Origin of the sequence: Rossellomorea marisflavi (assembly GCF_001274775.1) — a bacterium.
Lineage (GTDB): Bacteria > Bacillota > Bacilli > Bacillales > Bacillaceae_B > Rossellomorea > Rossellomorea marisflavi.
In genome coordinates this window covers 530,696-550,745 of sequence record NZ_LGUE01000001.1, presented here as the reverse complement: position 1 = coordinate 550,745, position 20,050 = coordinate 530,696, and the positions used below count along the sequence as shown (strand labels likewise).

Below are 20,050 nucleotides of genomic sequence, written 5' to 3'. Positions count from 1 at the left end.
CCTCAGGGCTAGCCGCCTACGCTTTTCTTTTGTCCAGCTCCGGCGGGGTGACCCTCGAGGTCATAAGGCAGTCAACCCAAAAAGGCACAGGACGCCTTTCTGGGCTGACTGCCTTATGCTTGTCGGGTCAGCCCTCCCCGCCTACGCTTTTCTTGTTACAGCGGGATGTTTCCGTGTTTCTTTTTGGGGCGGTCTTCTTTTTTGTTCCTCATCATGTCGAGTGCCTGGATGAGTTTGATCCTGGTTTCGCGGGGGTCGATGACGTCGTCGACCATGCCACGAGATGCTGCAACGTACGGGTTGGCGAATTTCTCTCGGTATTCTTCGATCTTTTGTGCCCTGACTGCTTCTGGATTGTCGGATGATGCGATTTCCCGGGCAAAGATGATGTTCGCTGCACCTTGTGGGCCCATGACGGCGATTTCCGCGTTTGGCCATGCAAATACGAGATCTGCTCCGATGGATTTTGAATTGAGAGCTACATAGGCTCCCCCATATGCTTTCCGGAGAATGACGGTCATCTTCGGCACAGTTGCTTCGGAATACGCATAAAGGATCTTGGCCCCGTGGCGGATGATGCCCCCGTGCTCCTGTTTGATGCCAGGGAAGAAACCGGTCACGTCTTCGAAGGTGATGAGGGGAATATTAAAGGAATCACAGAATCGGATGAATCTCGACGCCTTATCAGATGAATCGATATCCAAACCGCCTGCCATGACCTTCGGCTGATTGCATACCAGGCCGACGACTTCTCCCTTGATCCGTGCAAGACCGACGACGATGTTCTTGGCGAACTCTTTTTGAACCTCCATGAAGCTTCCTTCATCGACCACTTGATTGACGACCGTCCGCACGTCATACGGACGGATGGCATCGAACGGGATGATGTCGGTGAGATCCGGTCGATAATCATCTGATTCGCCTGAATCGATACGAGCTGGCCTCTCCTCATTGTTTTGGGGAAGGTAGGTGAGTAATTTCCTGACCTCGCTCAGCACTTCTTCCTCGGTTTTGCCCCTGAAATGGGCATTGCCGCTGATCGAGTTGTGAACCTTCGCCCCTCCGAGATTCTCGGCGCTGATCTTTTCACCGGTCACGGTCTCGATCACCTTCGGGCCGGTGATGAACATCTGACTCGTATCATCGACCATGAAGACAAAATCCGTGATGGCAGGGGAATACACCGCCCCCCCTGCACAAGGTCCCATGATGACGGAAATCTGAGGGATGACTCCCGAGTAGATGGCATTCCGGTAAAAGATGTGCCCGTAACCGTCGAGGGACACAACGCCCTCCTGGATCCGTGCTCCGCCTGAATCATTCAGTCCGATGAACGGGGCTCCATTTTTAACGGCAAGATCCATCACATGGGAGATCTTTTGTGCGTGCATTTCACCCAGTGCTCCCCCAAACACGGTGAAATCCTGAGAAAACAGATAAATGGGCCGTCCATCCACCTTTCCATATCCGGTCACGACCCCGTCCCCCGGTCCTTTCATTCCTTCCAAACCGAAATCGACGCTTCTATGTTCAATGAAAGGGTTCAATTCCACAAAGGTTCCCTCATCAACGAGCAATTCGATCCGCTCACGTGCTGTCAGCTTTCCTTTGGCATGCTGCTTGTCAATCCGCTCATCTCCGCCCCCAAGCTCCACTTCGCGCCTGCGCTCATATAGTTCATCAATTTTCTCATAAATATCCATTATGGTGTCTCTCCCTTCGATGCCTTTTTCTCACAGAGTTCATAGAGTACGCCCATGGATGATTTCGGATGAAGGAACGCAACCGAAGCCCCTCCAGCACCCGTTTTCGGTTTATCATCTATCATCCGGACGCCTTTTTCTTTAAGCTCCTGGATCCTCTCTTCGATCGTTTCGACAGAAAATGCTATATGGTGAAGCCCCTCTCCCCTTTTCTCAATAAATCCTGAGACAGGGCTTTGATCAGAAATAGGCTCCAATAGTTCAATCTTAAGATTCCCGGCATCGAGGAAAGCCACTTTCACCCCTTGATTGGCTACCTCCTCGACCTTTAAAAGCGGAATGCCCAGCACGCCCTCGTAAAAAGGAAGTGCCTCTTCAATAGAGCGGACAGCCACTCCGATATGATCGACTTTCTTCATTCTCTCATCCCCTTGTTGTCACTATCACCACTATCCTATTTCCATAAATGTTGTCGAAATTCCTCCTATAAGCACAAAAAAAGTAAACGTTTTCTTACCTCGGGATCCTTGTTATATTGAAGATTTCACGATAAAATGATGAGTAACCACGCGAACAGATTGGAGCGAACCATTACATGGGCAATAAGAAAATCCAACGAATCATCGTATTCATCATGTTATTCGCCATGATCGCATCCACCATCATGGCCGGATTGACATTCCTGCTATAGCCATACAAAAAAGTCCGCTACGACGTAGCGGACTTTTTTGTATGAAAGGTTCGTGATTTCTTGATTCCTTTGAAGGAGCTTTTCAACTGCAGGTATTCCTCCATTTCACGGACGAACTGATAGAGAGCGGCTCTCGTCTCAAATTCTTCGCGCGTCTTGGGAAGTTCCATCTGTTCGAATTCGACTTTCATATCATAGAGCATTTTCAAGTAAAAGAGAGCGGTGTTCCCGGGATGGATATGATCCCGCAGTTCCTCAAGGAAATCGGCGATCCGGTGGCCCTGTTCCACGGTTTGTGACAGTGAAGCTGCAATGGGCAGGATCCGCTGAAGAATATAAAACTGCTTTTCCCTCATTTTAAAATACAGATAGTACAGATTTTCATGGCGCAGGAAGTGATTTTCCACGTCTTTGAATGCAAGGGTCTTCGCTTCCCTGAGAAGCTTTTCCGTTTCCGTGATTTCCTTCCCGTCCCATTTACCATCATTCGTTTTAAGATAATTGATCATTTCACAAAAGATCTTATAAAAGTTCTCTTCGATCCGTTCTTGATATTCCACCAGCTTGGTTTCGACACTGGGCATATAGAGATTCATCAAAAGGGCGATGCCGATTCCCGTCAAAATGATCCCGAGCTCATTTTCATACAACCCAAGGGAGACGCTCCCTGCGGAATATACGTGAAGGATGATGACGGAACTCGTTACGATTCCCTCAGAAATGTTGAGCGCAACGGTGATTGGAATGAAGATGAGGAGTACGAGTCCGATCACGGCAGGATGATAGGAGATCAACTCAAAGAGGGCACCTGACATAAGCATGGCGATGACACATGCCAGAAACCGGCTCCAGGATGCATTGATGGATTTCTTCTTCGTATTCTGAATGCAGAGGATGGTGAGGATCCCTGCCGATACGAAGTTATCCAGGTGAAGCCACTGGGCCACACTGATGGCAAGCGCTGTCCCTATACCGGTCTTCAGGGTGCGGTATCCAATTTTAAGCATAGGTATTTTCAATCTATATGTCACAACCTTTTCTATCGATTGATTTTGGCTTCTTATAGAATACCACATTTCAAGTCGGGCGATGCCCGATTCAAAACCTTAATTGAATTAGAAATAGTGTGACAGCCACTCCAAAAGAAAAACGGAGCCGCTCAGGCAGCTCCGTTTTGGCGTCACAGTATTTTTTCAAGGAAGACCTTGCCCCTTGTGCTGGTTGGATTTGAGAAGAATTCTACAGGATTTCCTTCTTCCAGTATGACCCCGTCGTCCATGAATACGACCCGGTCCGCCACTTCCCTGGCGAAGCCCATCTCATGAGTGACGATCACCATCGTCATCCCCGAATGAGCGAGTGCTTTCATGACGTCGAGTACTTCTTTAACCATTTCAGGGTCCAGGGCAGAGGTGGGTTCATCGAAAAGCATCACTTTAGGCTCCATGGCCAGTGCCCTTGCGATGGCTACCCGCTGCTTCTGTCCGCCGGAAAGACGGTTGGGGTATTCATCACACTTATCTTTCAACCCCACTTTCGTCAGGAGTTCCATTCCTGCCTTGGCTGCCTGATCCTTTGAGACTCCCTTTACACGGACAGGTGCATACGTCACATTTTCAAGGACGGTCAAATGGGGGAAGAGGTGAAAGTGCTGGAACACCATCCCGACTTCCTGACGAACTTTCCCGATATTCTTTTTGCTCACCAGCTGTTCTTCAAAATGAATATCACCGGATGTTGGCTCCTCAAGGAAATTAAGGCAGCGGAGAAGGGTTGATTTTCCTGATCCCGAGGGACCGATTACGGCTACCACTTCCCCTTTCCCGACGGAAAAGTCGATGCCCTTCAATACGTTTAATTGTCCAAAAGACTTATGGATGGATCTTCCCTTAATCATTGCCTTTCAGTCTCCTTTCAATAAGCTTCCCGATGAATGTCAGGATGATGACGAGGACGTAGTAGATCAGCCCTGCGAACAGGAGAGGCTCGAAAAAGGAATATAGATCGCTTCCCACCATATACGAACGCCTCATGACGTCTGCTGCACCGATCACCGTTACGATGGCCGATTCTTTCGTCAAAGTGATGAACTCATTCACAAGTGCAGGCAGGATGTTCTTGATGGCCTGAGGAAGGATGATATCCATCATCATCCGCGGATAGGAAACACCAAGTGCAAGGGCTGCTTCTTTCTGACCCTTATCGACTGCATTGATCCCAGCCCTGATGATTTCAGAAATGTAGGCGGCTGAATTCAGTGAAAAGGCAAGTATGGCCGCGACTGAGGCCTCTATCTGGGTTCCGAACAGCTGTGGAGATCCATAGAAGATGATCATGAGCTGGAGGACAAGCGGCGTCCCGCGGAAAATGGACGTGTATAAGTCTGCCAGAATGATAAGCGGTTTGATCCGGCTGATCTTCAATAGGGCCAAGAGGATACCGAATAAGAAACCAAGGACCGCGGCGATGGCGACAATTTTCAATGTAACCTTCAACCCTTCAAGTATGAAAGGAATCGAAGGCGTGAGCTGTGCGAAATCTAGTGGCATGCTATCTCCTCCAAGTAACCGGGGAAGGGAACCCCCTTCCCTTCAACCTTATTCTTCGTTGTCGAACCATTTTTCGGCAAGCTTATCGAGCTCCCCGCTGTCTTTCAATTTTTTCAATTCATCATTGAACTCTTTCGTAAGCTTACTTTCTTTCGGGAAGGCGATGGCGTATCCTGACTCTTCCTCATCCACAGGCATGGTCACACCTTGGAGACTGTCTTCTTTATCAAGGTATCCCTTGGCAACCGTATTCTCGATGATCAAGGCATCGAAACGGCCATTTTGCAGATCCTGGATGAGCTCAGGAATTCGGTCCCTGCTTTCGACCTTTACATCCATGCTTTCGGCAAGTGACTTCGCTGCATCCTCCTGGATCGATCCCAACTGCACACCCACTGTCTTCCCGTCAAGATCCTTTTCCGATTTGATTCCACTTTCTTTCGTCGAGATGATCATGTCTTCGGCAGTATAATATACATCACTGAAATCAACGTTTTTCTTACGCTCCGGTTTGACACTCATGGCAGACATAACGAAATCCACCTGTTTCGTCTTCAAAGCGGTGATCAGACCGCTGAATTCCATGTCCTTGAATTCCACTTCATACCCAAGCTCGTCTGCGATCATATTCGCTACATCAATATCGTAACCTACGATTTTGGAGCTGTTGGCCGTATCAACAAATTCAAACGGTTTATAATCTGCCGAAGTCCCCATCACGAGTTTTTTCGGATCTCCTGTTGTGGTCTCGTCTTTGTTCGTCCCGCATGCCGCCAAAGAGAAAGTCAGTGCGACAGCTGCTGCAGATAGTAGTATCTTTTTCATGTGTTATGCCCCCTGTATTTGAATATTTATAAGTGATAATGAATAATTATTGCATAAAAGTATTTTAGCAAATTACGAGCGTTATGCAAGACTATTTTCACATATTTTAAGAAGTTTGTATATTCTGATATTTAACCTCTTAAAAAATCCCCACCTTTCAAGATGGGGATTTCGCTTATACTTCTTCGCAATATTCATCAAAGTACGACTGCAGTTTCGATACGACCGACATTGGATCATGTCCTTCAATCTCATGACGCTCTACCATTTTGAGGATCTGACCATCCTTCAGCAGAGCAAATGATGGAGAGGAAGGCGGGTATCCTGTGAAATAACTGCGGGCCTTCGCAGTTGCTTCCTTATCCTGACCGGCAAATACCGTCACGAGTCGATCCGGGCGTTTATCATAATGGATGGAATGAGCCGCAGCCGGACGAGCAATCCCTCCCGCACAACCGCAAACGGAGTTCACCATTACGAGGGTGGTGCCTTTTGATGTGAGGGCCTGATCGACATCCTCTTCGGTTGTCAGCTGTGAATAGCCTGCCATTTCGATTTCCTGGCGTGCCTGCCGGACAACATCATTCATAAGTAAATTAAAATCTATATCCATGTGGACCTCTCCTTTTCCTTTTCAGCATATCCTTATCATACCAATGAACCTACTGTGGTTTCAATAAAATTCACCTGATCCCGCTCTTATAGAGGGTCAATAGTTCTTCAATCGCCTTTGTCGTCGTGGTGTCCGAACGTTTCAGTCTCTCTTCCATCAGGGGGAGCGTTTCCTTGATCTTCTCATTGAACAGAAAGTCTGTCAAAACCCGCTCTTTCAGCATGGTATGGAACCATTCTTCTTTTTGCTTTTCCCTCCTGCTGTCAAAGACGTGTGACTTCTTCATCTTTTGCTCGAACGTACGGATCAGCTGCCAGAGTTCGCTCAGCCCCTCCTTTTTCAGGGCGGAACACGTGTGGGCGCCCGGAGTCCACCCTTTTGTGGCAGGCGTAAGGAAATGCAGGATTTGATTCAATTCTTTTTTCGTCTTCTCTGCAAGGGAGCGATTCTCGCCGTCTGCCTTGTTCACGACGATGGCATCGGCGAGTTCCATGATTCCCTTTTTCATCCCCTGAAGCTCATCACCAGCGCCCGTAATGACAAGAAGCATGAAAAAGTCCACCATTTGCCGGACAAGCACTTCACTTTGTCCGACGCCCACGGTTTCAATCAGGATGACTTCATAGCCGGCTGCTTCACACAGAAGGAGCGTCTCATTCGTCCGACGGTGGACGCCCCCGAGGGTTCCGGCCGTCGGGGATGGCCGGACGAAGGCCAGGGGATTTTTTGAGAGAAGCTCCATACGGGTCTTATCCCCAAGTATACTCCCCCCGCTTAAAGACGAGCTCGGATCGATGGCAAGGACCGCCACCTTCATCCCTTCCTCACACAACATCTCTCCCAATTGCTCGATGAATGTGCTTTTTCCTGCGCCGGGTACGCCCGTGATACCGATCCGTAGCGAATGGCCCGTATACCCGAGCAACTCCTGCAATAGCTGTTGACCTGCCGCATAATGCTTAGGGGAACTGCTCTCGATGAGGGTGATGCCCCTGGCTAGGGAGGCCCTGTTCCCCTGAAGGATGCCTTCTTTCATCTCCTCGATCGGGATCGGCGCAACCTGTTTCTTGACGAACTTCTTTTTAGGAGGTGCCATCACTCCACCACTTCCTCGTATCCGAGAACACGGTAGATCTCTTTGATTACTTTTTGAGCAGCCACGGGGATGATGGTGCCCGGTCCGAAAACAGCAGATGCCCCGTTGGATAGAAGGAATTCATAATCCTTCGCGGGAATGACCCCGCCGATCACCACCAGGATGTCCTCCCTTCCAAGTGCCTTCAGCTCTTTCACGAGCTCGGGAAGGAGCGTTTTATGGCCGGCTGCAAGGGAGCTGAATCCGACCACATGCACATCATTCTCCACAGCTTGAAGCGCCGTTTCTTCGGGAGTCTGGAAAAGGGGGCCGATGTCTACATCGAAGCCGAGATCGGCAAAGGCCGTGGCAATGACCTTGGCTCCCCTATCATGCCCATCCTGTCCCATCTTCGCGATGAGGATACGAGGTCTCCTTCCTTCATTTTCAAGAAATTCCTCTGCCATCCCCTGCACTTCGCGGATTTCCTGTTCATTGGAGAAATTGGAGCTGTATACCCCGCTGATGCTCCGGATCGTGGCTTTATGCCGGCCGCATGCCCTTTCTACAGCATCTGATATTTCTCCAAGCGTCGCTCTTGCACGTGCGGCTGCCACCGCACGGTCAAGTAGGTTCCCATTCCCGGAGGCTGCTGTTTCAAAGAGATCGTGGAGTGCCTTTTGAACCACTCCCTCATCTCGGGTTTCCTTGAGCTGTCGGATTCTCTCCACCTGTTTCAGCCTGACCGCCGTGTTATCGATATCGAGGGTATCGATCGGATCCTCTTGATCGAGTCTGTACCGGTTGACCCCGATGATGGCTTCTTCTCCAGAGTCGATCATTGCCTGCCTCCGAGCAGCTGCTTCTTCGATCCTCATTTTCGGGAGGCCTGTTTCAATGGCTTTGGTCATCCCTCCCAGTTCTTCGATCTCCTCGATATGTTCCCATGCCCGCTCCATGAGTTCATGGGTAAGGGATTCCACATAATAGGAACCTGCCCATGGATCGATGACTTTGGTGATTCCCGTTTCCTCCTGGAGGTAGAGCTGGGTATTCCGGGCAATCCGCGCCGAGAAATCAGTCGGCAGTGCAATGGCTTCGTCCAGTGCATTCGTATGGAGCGATTGCGTATGCCCCATGGCGGCGGCATGGGCTTCGAGAAGGGTACGTGTGACGTTATTGAACGGATCCTGCTCGGTCAGGCTCCATCCGGAGGTCTGGGAATGGGTACGAAGGGCGAGAGATTTTGGGTTGGCCGGTTCAAATGTTTTCATCATCTTGGCCCAGATGCGCCTGGCTGCCCTCATCTTCGCAACTTCCATGAAGTAGTTCATCCCGATCGCCCAGAAGAAGGATAACCTCGGTGCGAATGAATCGATCCCGATCCCTGCTTTCAATCCCGTGCGCACATAGTCAAGGCCATCTGCCAGGGTGTAGGCAAGCTCGATATCCGCCGGTGCCCCCGCCTCCTGCATATGATAACCCGAGATGCTGATGCTGTTGAACTTCGGCATATGCGTGGCTGTATAATCAAAAATATCCGCAATGATTTTCATCGACATTTCGGGAGGATAGATATACGTATTCCTGACCATATATTCTTTCAAAATATCATTCTGAATCGTTCCGGAAAGCTTCTCCCTGCTTACGCCCTGCTCTTCAGCTGTGACGATATAGAAAGCCAAAATCGGAAGTACGGCCCCGTTCATCGTCATGGACACAGACATCTGATCAAGGGGGATCCCGTCAAAAAGGATCTTCATGTCGAGGATTGAATCAATTGCCACACCCGCTTTTCCAACATCCCCCAGTACCCTCGGGTGATCGGAGTCATACCCCCGGTGGGTGGCAAGGTCGAAGGCGACGGACAACCCTTTTTGCCCCATGCTCAGATTCCTTCTGTAAAAGGCATTGCTTTCCTCGGCAGTGGAAAATCCAGCATACTGCCTCACCGTCCACGGACGGGATACGTACATGGTCGGATAGGGCCCTCTCGTAAAAGGGGCCATTCCCGGGAGATCATTCAAATGCTCGCTGCCGTCCAGATCACGTTCGGAATAGCGGGACTTGACCTCGATGGATTCGTTTGTTGTATAAGAACGATCATGTTCTTTCCCTATTTCACCGTTCCCGGAAGCAAACGGGTCGATGGCAGACCAATCAGGCTTGTTCATCATCATTCATTCCCTCCTCCCAGATGGATAGTAATCGGTCCAGCTTCTCCAGGGCATCCATTCTCATGTGGATCGAACCATTTATCCCAGGAGCAGTTCTCGACCCGGCGATGTCCAGGGTGATCCCTGGATCAATGGCGATGATCGATTCGGACGCTTCAGGCAGGAAACGGTCGTACTCTGCGTCCGTTCCACAGATGACATAATAGGAATACCTTGTTTCCTCTATGAATCTCAGGATCTCACTTTTTGTATGGCACGGACTGCTTTCCTTCGTGTATATGCCCCCGACGGCCAGGAATCCTTTTGTAAAGTCGGCTCTCGCCTTATAATCCTTCCAATCCCCCAGACCGATGATGCCGGCAATCGGTTTTGACCCCCTCTCTGCAATCCGCTGTGCCCTTACCCGGAGACGTTCATATGGGAGGGAAAGGCGCCCGGGCAGATCGTCCTCCACAGATGAGAGCGTGTCCTCAGGATTTGCGTATGCATTTGTACCGATCAGCGTGCTTTTACCTGAAGAAAGGTCATTCAATCGTTCCGCGTGCACCGCTTCAAGATCACGTGCAAGGTCCCCGCTCTCGATATAAGGAATGACCCCTCCGGACTCTTGGATCCGCACGAACTCTTTCCATGCTCTCCGACCGACTTCCTCGGTCAGCCATTCGATATAATACGATCCGGCACCCGGATCGATCACTTTGTCCAGATGGGATTCCTCCCCGATGATCATGGGGATATTCCTTGCCATCCGTTCTCCCAGAACACTTCCGCCACTCCCGTCAAACGGTTGAACATCGATATAGTCAACTCCTCCAAGCGTGGAGGCAAATGCTTCTCCTCCGCTTCTGAGCATATTGACGTATGGATCCAATCGGGATTTATTCAGTGGAGACGTTTCGGCACTCATGCTTCCCCGTTCTGTTGAATCATCCCCGTATGTTTGAATGACGGTCTTCCAAAGGGATGAGAACGCCCTCATCTTCGCCAATTCCATGAAGAATTGACTGCCTACAGCGAAATGAATGTGGATTTTCCCTGCGATTTGATCCATCGTCCACCCCTGTTTCAGCAAAACATCAATGTAGAGGACCCCCTCGGAAAGAGCCAGTGCAAGTTCTTGCACCGCATGGGCACCTTGACTATGATACGGTGAAAGATCTATTATGATGGGCTTTAAGGCAGGTGCAAAACCATGGATGGTTTCCAGATTCCTTATCCAAGCTGGAACATCCCAATCTTTCCCGGAAAAGAGTCCTTGAGATACGGGATCCCAACCGAACACTCCCGAGAAGGCCCCGCCTTTTTCCGTCTTCCACGCATTCATCAATGAAAAATCCCGATCGGTGAGGAAGAATGCATCGGCATCTTTTCCCTTTGCAAGAATCTTTTCCATGAATGGAGGAAAGCCTTCGGGATCGAGTTCATCCCCTCTGAAGGAAATGCACTCCTGTCCTTTCTCCATCGCCTCTTCCAATGCTTTGAACAACCCTTCCCAATTGTTGCGCCAAATGCGCGGGGCCACTTTTGGGCTCCTGCGCTGCGATGTTGCCGCTAATTTGGAAGGAAGATCGTCTTTTGTATATAAAGGCTTCAATGTTATGCCTTCGTAGGTTTCTGTCCGGAGGGAATCAAAGGATTTCCCCTTCAAAGCCGATTCTGCGGCTGCCTTCCACTCCTCGACGGTACGTGCTTCAAATTCCTGCTCCTTCATCTCCCGCAGCATGAAACTCCCCCTATAATGTAATCGTTTACAAATATGAAGATTCGAAATGTTTTCTCTTTACTATTTTAGTATATAGAAAGAAGCCATCAGGTTCAATGCGGGCATATGAAAAAACGTCCCGGGGGACAATCCCGGGACGTTCCTTATCACCATTACTTTTTCGCGTTGATATACAGCTTTCCTTCAGCGCGTTTTGTTTCTACATTTCCGAAATCATCTTCCACTTTCACTTCCACGACTGCTCCAGGAGCTTTCACGTTGGAAGTGGCTGTGTAATAGCCTTCATAATGCCCTTCAGACGTTTCCCTCATCGGGAGTTCTGTCGCATTCGAGGTCATGCTGCGGGCATTCGTCAATGGCATATGGAGAACGAATGTCGCATCGAGTCCAGGCTCACTGTCAAATTCGATCTTGACTGATTCACCTGATTTCAATTCCTTATCTTCTCCAGGAAGCACATTGGAAATCTCAAGATCCCCGTATTTAGCCTCGATGGTGACTTTCTTCGTGGTTTTGTTGCCTGCCTTGTCTTGAGCAACGACTTTAATGACATTTTCACCTTGTTCAAGAAGGATTCGATGGCTGAATGCACCATCCTTCACGTCTGCCTTTTTGCCGTTCACCTTCACCCAATCAAGATTGTCATCAGACACAGTCCCCTTGACGGTAACCGTTTCTTTATTGGTTTTGGATTTATCGGCAGGAGATGTGATGGAAAGCTCAGGCTTTTCTTGATCAAGGATGATGGTAACAGGTTCGGATGCCCCTGTTTGCCCCTGCTCAGTGGAAGCCTTGGCCGTCAGTACATTTTCCCCTTCCTGCAGGCTGACATCAGCAGCGAATTTACCTTGACTGTCTGCTGTTGTTGTAGCCGCTTCTTCATCACCATTCAAGATGATGACATCTGTGTCAGGAGCCGATGTTCCTTCCACTTTCACCTGATCCTTATTCGTGAATGAACCATCTTCAGGTGATGTGATGACCGGCTCTTTCACTTCATAATTCACGGTTGCACGAATCATATAGTTTCCTTCATCTTCAGGAGACTGAGACCATGCCCCGCTGACACGCTGCCAGCTGCGTGCAGCATATTCCCCGTCTTCATCTGTTGCAAGTCCTGGGGCATTCGGATTGGCTTTTGTCTGCGTGTAGACCATGTAGAAGTCACCATCGACCATGATGCCTTCATCACTGAGGTCGACCTGTGTCCATTGACCGTTACGGAGAGCTTCCCCTTCGAATGGTCCAGCAAGCTTCTTGCCTGGAGCACCGTCCGGACCGCTTGCATCATAAACTTCCACTTCAAACTCGGTCCCACCCGGTACCGGCCATTCTGTATCCCAGAATCGGAACAGACCGCCAGTGACGAGGGCTGTATCATTTCCTTCCGCAAGGGACATCTTCACAGCCCATGAGTTGCCAGCTGCATTATAGGCACGTGCATTTTCAGCCGTACCGTCATCATAGCCGATTTCACCAGGGTATCCGATGAATGGTTTCAGTGCAAAATCCTTCGTCTCGGATTCCCCACCTTCAACCGTGACTGATTCTTCTTGACTGTAATAATTAGGAGCGACCACTTTGACCGTATAGTCGCCTTCATATACGTTCAGCTCATATCGTCCGTCAGCGTCCGTTTGGACAGGTTGAACGACAGCATCTTCAAGGACCATGACCGTTGCATTTGCAACAGGATCCCCGGTCAATTGATTCGTGATCGTACCCGTGACGGTTCCTTTAGGAATTTCTTCAAGGGTGAAGTTGGCAGTCGTTGTACTGTCTGCTTCAATCGTCACACTCTGAGTCTGGGAACGGAATCCGTATGTCGATGCCTGCAGGGTGAAATCACCAGCTGCATGAGCGATCTCATAGGATCCTGTTGCCGGATTTGTATAGACACTTCGTCCAGTTTCCAAAACAGATACTTCTGCTTGAAGTGGAAGGAGGACAGGTGCCGGAGCTTCCTTGCTTTGATCTTTAGCCGCAGGCTTTTCAACCTGGATCTTGGCTGGATCTACTTTCGGCTTTTTGGAAACGGAAGAAGCGGCATCCTTCTTCGAATCCAATCCAAGGCTCATTTTCTTGGATGGCTGCAGGGATGAATCGGTCAGCTTGACATCATCAAGGTACCATCCTTGCTTCGGAACACTTCCATCGCTTGTTACATTGAATGCAATGTAGATGCGTTGACCTGCGTATTCACTCAGATCCACCTCTCCATCGATCCATCCGGTCGTCGTTCCGTTGACACGGAGAGCCTGTGTCCACTCTTTGCCGTCTGTAGAGACGAATACATGACCGAAATCATATCGGGTTTCAAGGTCATGCCACTGTTTGAACTGGAGGAAGCTATTTCCTTCAGGCAGATCGACCGGTGGCATCTGCAGGGACATGTTCGCGCTGTTTGCATAATTACCATCTAGCTTTGTAGCATACACTTTTTCACCGGAGGCTGCATTTCCCGGTCCGGAAGTAGGGATTCCCCATTCCCAGCTATTCCCGTTCCCATAAGAGAACCAGCCAGCAGGTTCAGATTCGAAGTCCTGCTCGTAACCGACCGAAATTCCAGGAAGAAGTTCCAGGGAATAGTCATCTGTGGAAACCTCATTCCCACCAAAGTCTACCGCTGTCCATTTATAGGTCACGTTGTCCCTATTCAACGCATCAGCAGGGATGACCGCTTCGTAGGTGCCTTTAGTGAAGTCGCCGCTTTTACGCTTTGCGTCCACATCGACCCACTCACCATCTGCATTTCCATACGACAGCTTAACGGATGTGACACTGACGTTATCCGTTGCTTCTGCTTCCAATTTCAAATCCATGCCTTGATAAACATCTGTCGGTTGTTCATGGTTGATGGTCGGTGCTTCTGTGTCATCGCCTTCTTGCGCGACCTGACCACTCACCTTACCAAGACCATTCATGATGGAATTGACTGCATCGAATGCGTTGACAAGACCATTCCCGAATCCGTTGTTCGGCACATCAGGATACGTGCCGTTCGTCAATGGTACAGCAGTCGTGTTCAAGATTTCCTCAATCTGATCGACTGTCAGGTTGGCGTTCACCTGTTTCAGGAGAGCTACAACAGCTGAAACGTGAGGTCCCGCCATGGACGTCCCGTTCCATCCGCCTTCGTATGTCCCGCCTGGAACGGAAGATCGGATGTTCACACCCGGTGCTGCGATATCCGGCTTGATTTCATCGTAAGGTGATGGACCAAGCAGGGAGAAGCTTCCTAGGTTGTTATTGATATCCGTTGCCCCGGTTGCATAGGACTCAGGATAGTTTGCCGGGTTCGCGATGGAACCAGGACCACCAGGATTCGTAAGGGTCGTATTTCCTGCTGAGAACTCTGGGAAGATTTCCGCCGCTCTCCACGCATTGACCATTTCACGATACCATTCGTCAAGTCCTTTCCCACCGCCCCATGAGTTGTTAACAACGTCCGGAGCTTTTTCAGGATGTGGATTGCCCTCGGCATCTTTTGGAGCAAGGATCCATTCCCCTGCGGCCAATAGATCGGCATCCGTCCCACCTTGGGAAGTGAACGCTTTGACAGCGATCCATTTCGCACCAGGAGCCACTCCGATCTGATTGGAACCATTCGGCTCGTGACCGACCATCGTACCGGTTACGTGCGTTCCATGCCCTTGATCATCATACGGTGTGCCCTGGCCGGCAGTCGCATCGAACCAGTTGAATTCATTGTCAGGCGTATTCGGGTTTTGTGGATCGAACCCTCTGTACTGTTCCTTCAACGCCGGGTGATCCCACTGGACCCCGGTGTCGATGGAAGCGACTACGGTACCGGATCCATCAATGCCCATATCCCATACGGCAGGTGCTCCGACTTTGTCGATATTCCATTCGACAGCGGCCGTTTCACCTTTCTTCTTGGAGGTTTCCTTCTCTTTTACCACCTCTGGCTTGTTGAGCTGACGAACTTCATTCGGCAGGATTTTCTCAACTTCAGCGTAAGTGGAAAGCTTCTCCATCACTTCTTTCGTACTTGTAACGGCCATGCCATTGACAACATAATAGCTTTGGATGTCTTTGACTGCACCGGATTTCTTTTGCTTGGTTAAGTATTCTTTTACTTCTGCTTGTGTTTCAAGTGAGGTAGCACGAAGCTCTGAAACAACGAGATTCCGCTTCAACAATTTACTGTTGTTGGCAGAAAGCTTTTGCTTCTTCGCATTTTTTTCTGCTTTCTCGGCGATTTTTAACGTATCTACCTGCTCCTTGAATTTTACTAAGTATGTGACGTGCTTATCTTTGTCGAATTGTTTCTGGAGCTTTGATGTGATCTTGGATTGTGGAGACACTTTGGCAGAATCTTTTACTGAAGTCGATGGCTTTTCCTTTTGAGCGGCACTGACAGCCCCTGCGTTAAAAGGAAATAATAGTGGAACGAACATCGCTAGTGTCAAAATGATGGATAACCATTTTGCCCTCTGTCTTCTTCTTCCCTTCATCCAATTCCCTCCGTTTGGTTTCATTTTGGTTTTCCGGTCATGATCTCCTTCCATTTTTATTTCACCTGGTAAATAGTAGGTGCTGAACCAAACATAACCAAAGGTTCCTGTCGAATGTTGTAGAGGAATGTCATATATATTCCTAATATTCTGAAAATAAACAGAAAGACTTAGGTACCCTTTTACGAATCGTGACGAAGGGTGTATTAATGAATGACCATTCACCTATCGCATCCCTTATTTTACCGCTTTATGTGGGCCATTCGACTATTCCTTACAAATAGGACACAATAATTCCTCATTAAGTCTCACTTGGAGTTATTGGAAAAAACCATTTAGCCTATCGTCCTATTCGTACTGAATAATTCACCTTATGAAATATTCTTCTGTAACTAATCCGTGCCATTTGCCTACACTTCCCTCCACCTTCTCCTCTCCCTTCACCCTAAAGTCTCATGAAACCCCAAATAAAAAAGGACCCTCCTCCCAGGAAGGGCCCTTTCTCATTTAGTAGATAGACGTTGTTTCTTTTGATGTGTTCTCGAGGATTTCTTTCACTCTCTGCAGGAATCGTCCGCATACAAGTCCGTCCAATACGCGGTGATCCAGGGACATACAGAGGTTCACCATGTCACGCACGGCAATCATTCCGTTGTTCATGACAACAGGACGCTTGACGATCGATTCCACCTGAAGGATCGCTGCTTGAGGATAATTGATGATCCCCATTGATTGCACTGATCCAAAAGAACCCGTATTGTTCACTGTAAATGTACCACCCTGCATATCTTGGGAAGTCAGTTTCCCGCTTCTTACTTTTCCAGCAAGCTCGGTGATTTCCCTTGCAATGCCTTTAATGGTCTTTTCGTCTGCATTCTTGATGACCGGTACATAGAGGGCATCATCGGTTGCAACGGCAATCGACAGATTGATATCCTTCTTCTGGATGATCTTATCGCCCGCCCACATGGAATTGATCTGCGGGTACTCTTTCAGCGCCTGTGCAACGGCCTTGACGAAGAATGCGAAGAAGGTCAGATTATAGCCTTCCTTCTGCTTGAATTCTGTTTTGAGGGAATTGCGGTAGTCGACCAGGTTGGTGACATCCACTTCCATCATCGTCCAAGCATGTGGTGCTTCATGCTTGCTCCGAAGCATATTAGCGGCGATGGCTTTCCTGATTCCGGTCACAGGGATTTCAATATCACCCGGTAAGGTCGTTACATCCGGTGTCTGCGGAGCAGGTTTTTTTGACGGCTGCGCTGCTGGTGCTCCTTGTGGTGGTGATTCCTGTTGCGGAGCGGCCTTCGGTGCTTCGCTCGCCTGAGGGATGTTGCCAGACTCGATGATCTTTTTAAGGTCTTTCCTTGTAATCCGGCCGCCGGCTCCTGTTCCCGTCACCTGGGTCAGGTCGATTCCGTTTTCCTGGGACATTTTCAGGACGGCAGGAGAATATCTGCCTTTATTGCTTGTATCCGCTGAGGCAGGTGTAGACGGTGCTGCTTCTTCTTTCTTTTCCACCTTTTCTTCAGCAGGAGCATCATTGCCCCCTTCTAATTCAATCGAACAGATGAGCTCTCCAACTTCAAGAGTGTCACCTTCTTCGGCAAGGAGTTCCTTGATGACCCCTGTAAAAGAAGAAGGTACTTCTGCATTGACTTTATCCGTTTGCACTTCAGCGATCGGATCATATTTATTGACCGTATCTCCCGGAGACACCAGCCATTTGCTGATCGTCCCCTCGGTTACGCTCTCGCCTAACTGAGGCATTTTCATTTTTTCAATCCCCATGAGGATCCCTCCTTATCATACGGTGATACGTTAAAATTCAGCCAATTCCCTCATTGATTTTTCCACTTTATCAGGGTTGATCATAAAGTGTTTTTCCATTGTCGGTGCATATGGCATGGCCGGTACATCCGGTCCGGCCAGACGCTTAATCGGAGCATCGAGGTCGAACAAGCAGTTTTCCGCGATGATGGCAGACACTTCACCCATGATGCTTCCTTCTTTATTGTCTTCCGTTACAAGCAGTACTTTACCCGTCTTGGAAGCTGCTTCGATGATCGCTTCTTTATCCAATGGATAGATGGTACGAAGATCGAGGATATGTGCTTCGATGCCGTCCTGAGCAAGCTTTTCCGCTGCTTGAAGGGCAAAGTGGACGCAAAGGCCATAGGTGATGACCGTAATGTCTTCCCCTTCGCGCTTCACATCTGCTTTTCCGATTGGAAGCGTGTAATCGTCCTCTGGCACCTCGCCTTTGATGAGGCGGTAGGCCCGTTTATGTTCAAAGAACAGTACTGGGTCTTCATCACGGATTGCTGCCTTCAGAAGGCCTTTAACATCATAAGGCGTTGAAGGCATGACGATCTTCAGACCAGGCTGGTTGGCAAAGACCGCTTCTACTGATTGGGAATGATAAAGGGCTCCGTGTACTCCTCCGCCATACGGTGCGCGGATGACCATCGGACAGCTCCAGTCATTGTTGGAACGATAGCGGATTTTGGCTGCTTCGGAAATGATCTGGTTGACAGCAGGCATGATGAAATCAGCAAACTGCATTTCGGCAATTGGTCTCATCCCGTACATGGCAGCTCCGATCCCAACACCGGCAATGGCCGACTCGGCAAGGGGCGTATCGATGACGCGATCCTCCCCGAATTGATCGTATAGTCCGTGAGTCGCCTTAAAGACGCCTCCTTTTTTGCCGACGTCCTCGCCGAGCACAAATACTTTTTCGTCTCGTTCCATTTCTTCTCTCATGGCCAATGTTACGGCATCAATATAAGACATTACTGGCATAGTGGTTCTCCCCCTTACTTCTCTTCTGCGTAAACATATTTCATAGCGGATTCCGGCTCTGCATAAGGAGCAGCCTCTGCGTAATCCGTTGCTTCATTCACTTGTTTCATCACGCGGTCATTGATTGTTTTCTCCAGCTCATCGTCCATGACGCCTGTTTCTTTTAAATAGGCACCGAACGTAATGATCGGATCATTCGTTTTCGCTTTCGCCACTTCATCTGGAGAGCGGTAGCTGCGGTCATCGTCATCTGAGGAGTGGGGAGTCAAGCGGTAGGAAACCGTCTCGATCAAAGTCGGTCCTTCTCCGCGTCTTCCGCGATCAGCCGCTTCCTTGACCACTTTATACACTTCGATGGGGTCATTTCCATCAACGGTGATTCCTGGCATGCCATATCCGATGGCGCGGTCTGATACTTTCTCACATGCCAATTGCTTCTCGATTGGCACCGAGATGGCATATTTGTTGTTTTCACACATGAAGATGACCGGAAGTTTATGTACACCGGCAAAGTTTGCTCCTTCGTGGAAGTCTCCTTGGTTGGATGAACCTTCACCAAACGTCACAAATGTCACAAGATCTTTTTTCTCCATTTTCCCTGCGAGTGCCAGCCCCACGGCATGCGGCACCTGGGTGGTTACCGGGGATGAACCCGTGACGATACGGTTTTTCTTTTGACCGAAATGACCAGGCATCTGACGACCGCCTGAGTTCGGATCTTCTGCTTTGGCAAAGCCTGAAAGCATCAATTCTTGAGCCGTCATCCCGAACGTGAGGACAACGCCCATATCACGATAGTATGGAAGAACATAATCCTTCTCAGTATCAAGTGCAAATGCTGCACCGACCTGGGCGGCCTCTTGTCCTTGACATGAAATGACAAATGGGATCTTACCTGAACGGTTCAACAGCCACATCCGCTCATCAATTTTTCTGGCGAGGAGCATAGTTTCATACATCTCTACTACTTTCTCATTGGAAAGCCCTAATTCTTCATGACGATTGCTTGCCATTTTTTCAACCTCCTACAGCGTTTATGGATAGCAGGGTGCCTTCTGTCAGGTCCCTGTGTAATGATATGTTCGAGCCGCTTTTGTATTGTCTAGCTGCGGGGCTTAGGGGCTCGAGGTCATAAGCTGTTCTGATCAAAAAGGCAAAGGACGCCTTTCCGCTCAGCCCATCTTATGCTTGTCGCCCCTAGCAAAGCCCCTCCGCTTTTCTTTTGTCCAGCTGCGGCAGGGTGACCCTCGAGGTCATAAGTCGTGCCGGACAAAAAGGCCAAAAGCTCCTTTTCGCCGTCCCGCCTTATGCTTGTCGGGTCAGAGCACCCCGCCTCCGCTTTTCTTTTGTCCAGCTGCGGGGCTTAGGGGCTCGAGGTCATAAGCTGTTCTGATCAAAAAGGCAAAGAACG

At 49.3% G+C, this 20,050-nt stretch carries 15 protein-coding genes; 1 reads left to right on the top strand and 14 read right to left on the bottom strand.

All coding sequences use genetic code 11. From position 1 onward, the window contains the following. Positions 1–155: 155 nt before the first annotated feature. Both AF331_RS02720 and mce read right to left on the bottom strand, forming a co-directional pair. Positions 156–1,703 (bottom strand): acyl-CoA carboxylase subunit beta, encoded by a 1,548-nt coding sequence (locus AF331_RS02720; RefSeq protein ID WP_053426649.1) that lies wholly within the window; start codon positions 1,701–1,703, stop codon positions 156–158. Then, the gene (gene mce / locus AF331_RS02715) at positions 1,703–2,122 is read right to left on the bottom strand and encodes a methylmalonyl-CoA epimerase (protein WP_053426648.1); all 420 of its coding nucleotides are present in this window, start codon (positions 2,120–2,122) and stop codon (positions 1,703–1,705) included. The genes AF331_RS02720 and mce overlap by 1 nt, the downstream gene beginning before the upstream one ends. 176 nt (positions 2,123–2,298) lie before the next feature. Here mce and prli42 point away from each other — a divergent pair, with 176 nt between their 5' ends. Further along, positions 2,299–2,394 (top strand): stressosome-associated protein Prli42, encoded by a 96-nt coding sequence (gene prli42, locus AF331_RS22105; RefSeq protein WP_148795406.1) that lies wholly within the window; start codon positions 2,299–2,301, stop codon positions 2,392–2,394. Positions 2,395–2,411: 17 nt separating this feature from the next. On the opposite strand, the gene AF331_RS02710 is transcribed toward prli42, so the two are convergent. The 12 genes from AF331_RS02710 to AF331_RS02655 form a co-directional block, all read right to left on the bottom strand. Then, on the bottom strand, positions 2,412–3,401 hold the full coding sequence (locus AF331_RS02710) for an aromatic acid exporter family protein (RefSeq protein WP_053426647.1): 990 nt from the start codon (positions 3,399–3,401) through the stop codon (positions 2,412–2,414). Between the two features lie 173 nt (positions 3,402–3,574). Further along, positions 3,575–4,291 carry an amino acid ABC transporter ATP-binding protein gene (locus tag AF331_RS02705; RefSeq protein WP_053426646.1) on the bottom strand — a complete coding sequence of 239 codons (717 nt, stop codon included), beginning with the start codon at positions 4,289–4,291 and terminating at the stop codon, positions 3,575–3,577. Next, positions 4,284–4,943: an amino acid ABC transporter permease gene (locus tag AF331_RS02700; RefSeq protein WP_053426645.1), complete on the bottom strand. Its 660-nt coding sequence runs from the start codon at positions 4,941–4,943 to the stop codon at positions 4,284–4,286. Before AF331_RS02700 ends, AF331_RS02705 begins: the two co-directional genes overlap by 8 nt. A gap of 48 nt (positions 4,944–4,991) precedes the next feature. Next, positions 4,992–5,768, bottom strand: coding sequence for a transporter substrate-binding domain-containing protein (locus AF331_RS02695; RefSeq protein WP_053426644.1), 777 nt, complete (start codon positions 5,766–5,768; stop codon positions 4,992–4,994). Positions 5,769–5,943: 175 nt separating this feature from the next. After that, on the bottom strand, positions 5,944–6,381 hold the full coding sequence (locus AF331_RS02690; RefSeq protein ID WP_053426643.1) for a BrxA/BrxB family bacilliredoxin: 438 nt from the start codon (positions 6,379–6,381) through the stop codon (positions 5,944–5,946). 70 nt (positions 6,382–6,451) lie between these two features. Then, positions 6,452–7,477, bottom strand: coding sequence for a methylmalonyl Co-A mutase-associated GTPase MeaB (meaB, locus tag AF331_RS02685; RefSeq protein ID WP_082346684.1), 1,026 nt, complete (start codon positions 7,475–7,477; stop codon positions 6,452–6,454). Beyond that, complete coding sequence (scpA, locus tag AF331_RS02680; RefSeq protein ID WP_082346848.1) at positions 7,477–9,633, bottom strand: methylmalonyl-CoA mutase; 2,157 nt, start codon at positions 9,631–9,633, stop codon at positions 7,477–7,479. Before scpA ends, meaB begins: the two co-directional genes overlap by 1 nt. Further along, positions 9,617–11,356 (bottom strand): methylmalonyl-CoA mutase family protein, encoded by a 1,740-nt coding sequence (locus AF331_RS02675; RefSeq protein ID WP_053426641.1) that lies wholly within the window; start codon positions 11,354–11,356, stop codon positions 9,617–9,619. Before AF331_RS02675 ends, scpA begins: the two co-directional genes overlap by 17 nt. A 152-nt stretch (positions 11,357–11,508) precedes the next feature. Beyond that, positions 11,509–15,834 (bottom strand): S8 family peptidase, encoded by a 4,326-nt coding sequence (locus AF331_RS02670; protein ID WP_053427752.1) that lies wholly within the window; start codon positions 15,832–15,834, stop codon positions 11,509–11,511. A gap of 507 nt (positions 15,835–16,341) precedes the next feature. After that, positions 16,342–17,625 carry a dihydrolipoamide acetyltransferase family protein gene (locus AF331_RS02665; protein ID WP_053426640.1) on the bottom strand — a complete coding sequence of 428 codons (1,284 nt, stop codon included), beginning with the start codon at positions 17,623–17,625 and terminating at the stop codon, positions 16,342–16,344. 30 nt (positions 17,626–17,655) lie between these two features. Next, positions 17,656–18,639, bottom strand: coding sequence for an alpha-ketoacid dehydrogenase subunit beta (locus AF331_RS02660; RefSeq protein ID WP_053426639.1), 984 nt, complete (start codon positions 18,637–18,639; stop codon positions 17,656–17,658). A gap of 14 nt (positions 18,640–18,653) precedes the next feature. Continuing rightward, a complete protein-coding gene (locus AF331_RS02655) occupies positions 18,654–19,652 on the bottom strand; it encodes a thiamine pyrophosphate-dependent dehydrogenase E1 component subunit alpha (protein WP_053426638.1) in 999 nt (332 codons plus the stop codon). Between the last annotated feature and the right edge of the window lie 398 nt (positions 19,653–20,050).

Bases quoted from the DNA above. Each gene is read 5' to 3' on its own strand.
- AF331_RS02720 (WP_053426649.1), bottom strand. From the start codon at position 1,703: ATGGATATTTATGAGAAAATTGATGAACTATATGAGCGCAGGCGCGAA.
- mce (WP_053426648.1), bottom strand. From the start codon at position 2,122: ATGAAGAAAGTCGATCATATCGGAGTGGCTGTCCGCTCTATTGAAGAG.
- prli42 (WP_148795406.1), top strand. From the start codon at position 2,299: ATGGGCAATAAGAAAATCCAACGAATCATCGTATTCATCATGTTATTC.
- AF331_RS02710 (WP_053426647.1), bottom strand. From the start codon at position 3,401: ATGCTTAAAATTGGATACCGCACCCTGAAGACCGGTATAGGGACAGCG.
- AF331_RS02705 (WP_053426646.1), bottom strand. From the start codon at position 4,291: ATGATTAAGGGAAGATCCATCCATAAGTCTTTTGGACAATTAAACGTA.
- AF331_RS02700 (WP_053426645.1), bottom strand. From the start codon at position 4,943: ATGCCACTAGATTTCGCACAGCTCACGCCTTCGATTCCTTTCATACTT.
- AF331_RS02695 (WP_053426644.1), bottom strand. From the start codon at position 5,768: ATGAAAAAGATACTACTATCTGCAGCAGCTGTCGCACTGACTTTCTCT.
- AF331_RS02690 (WP_053426643.1), bottom strand. From the start codon at position 6,381: ATGGATATAGATTTTAATTTACTTATGAATGATGTTGTCCGGCAGGCA.
- meaB (WP_082346684.1), bottom strand. From the start codon at position 7,477: ATGGCACCTCCTAAAAAGAAGTTCGTCAAGAAACAGGTTGCGCCGATC.
- scpA (WP_082346848.1), bottom strand. From the start codon at position 9,633: ATGATGAACAAGCCTGATTGGTCTGCCATCGACCCGTTTGCTTCCGGG.
- AF331_RS02675 (WP_053426641.1), bottom strand. From the start codon at position 11,356: ATGCTGCGGGAGATGAAGGAGCAGGAATTTGAAGCACGTACCGTCGAG.
- AF331_RS02670 (WP_053427752.1), bottom strand. From the start codon at position 15,834: ATGAAGGGAAGAAGAAGACAGAGGGCAAAATGGTTATCCATCATTTTG.
- AF331_RS02665 (WP_053426640.1), bottom strand. From the start codon at position 17,625: ATGGGGATTGAAAAAATGAAAATGCCTCAGTTAGGCGAGAGCGTAACC.
- AF331_RS02660 (WP_053426639.1), bottom strand. From the start codon at position 18,639: ATGCCAGTAATGTCTTATATTGATGCCGTAACATTGGCCATGAGAGAA.
- AF331_RS02655 (WP_053426638.1), bottom strand. From the start codon at position 19,652: ATGGCAAGCAATCGTCATGAAGAATTAGGGCTTTCCAATGAGAAAGTA.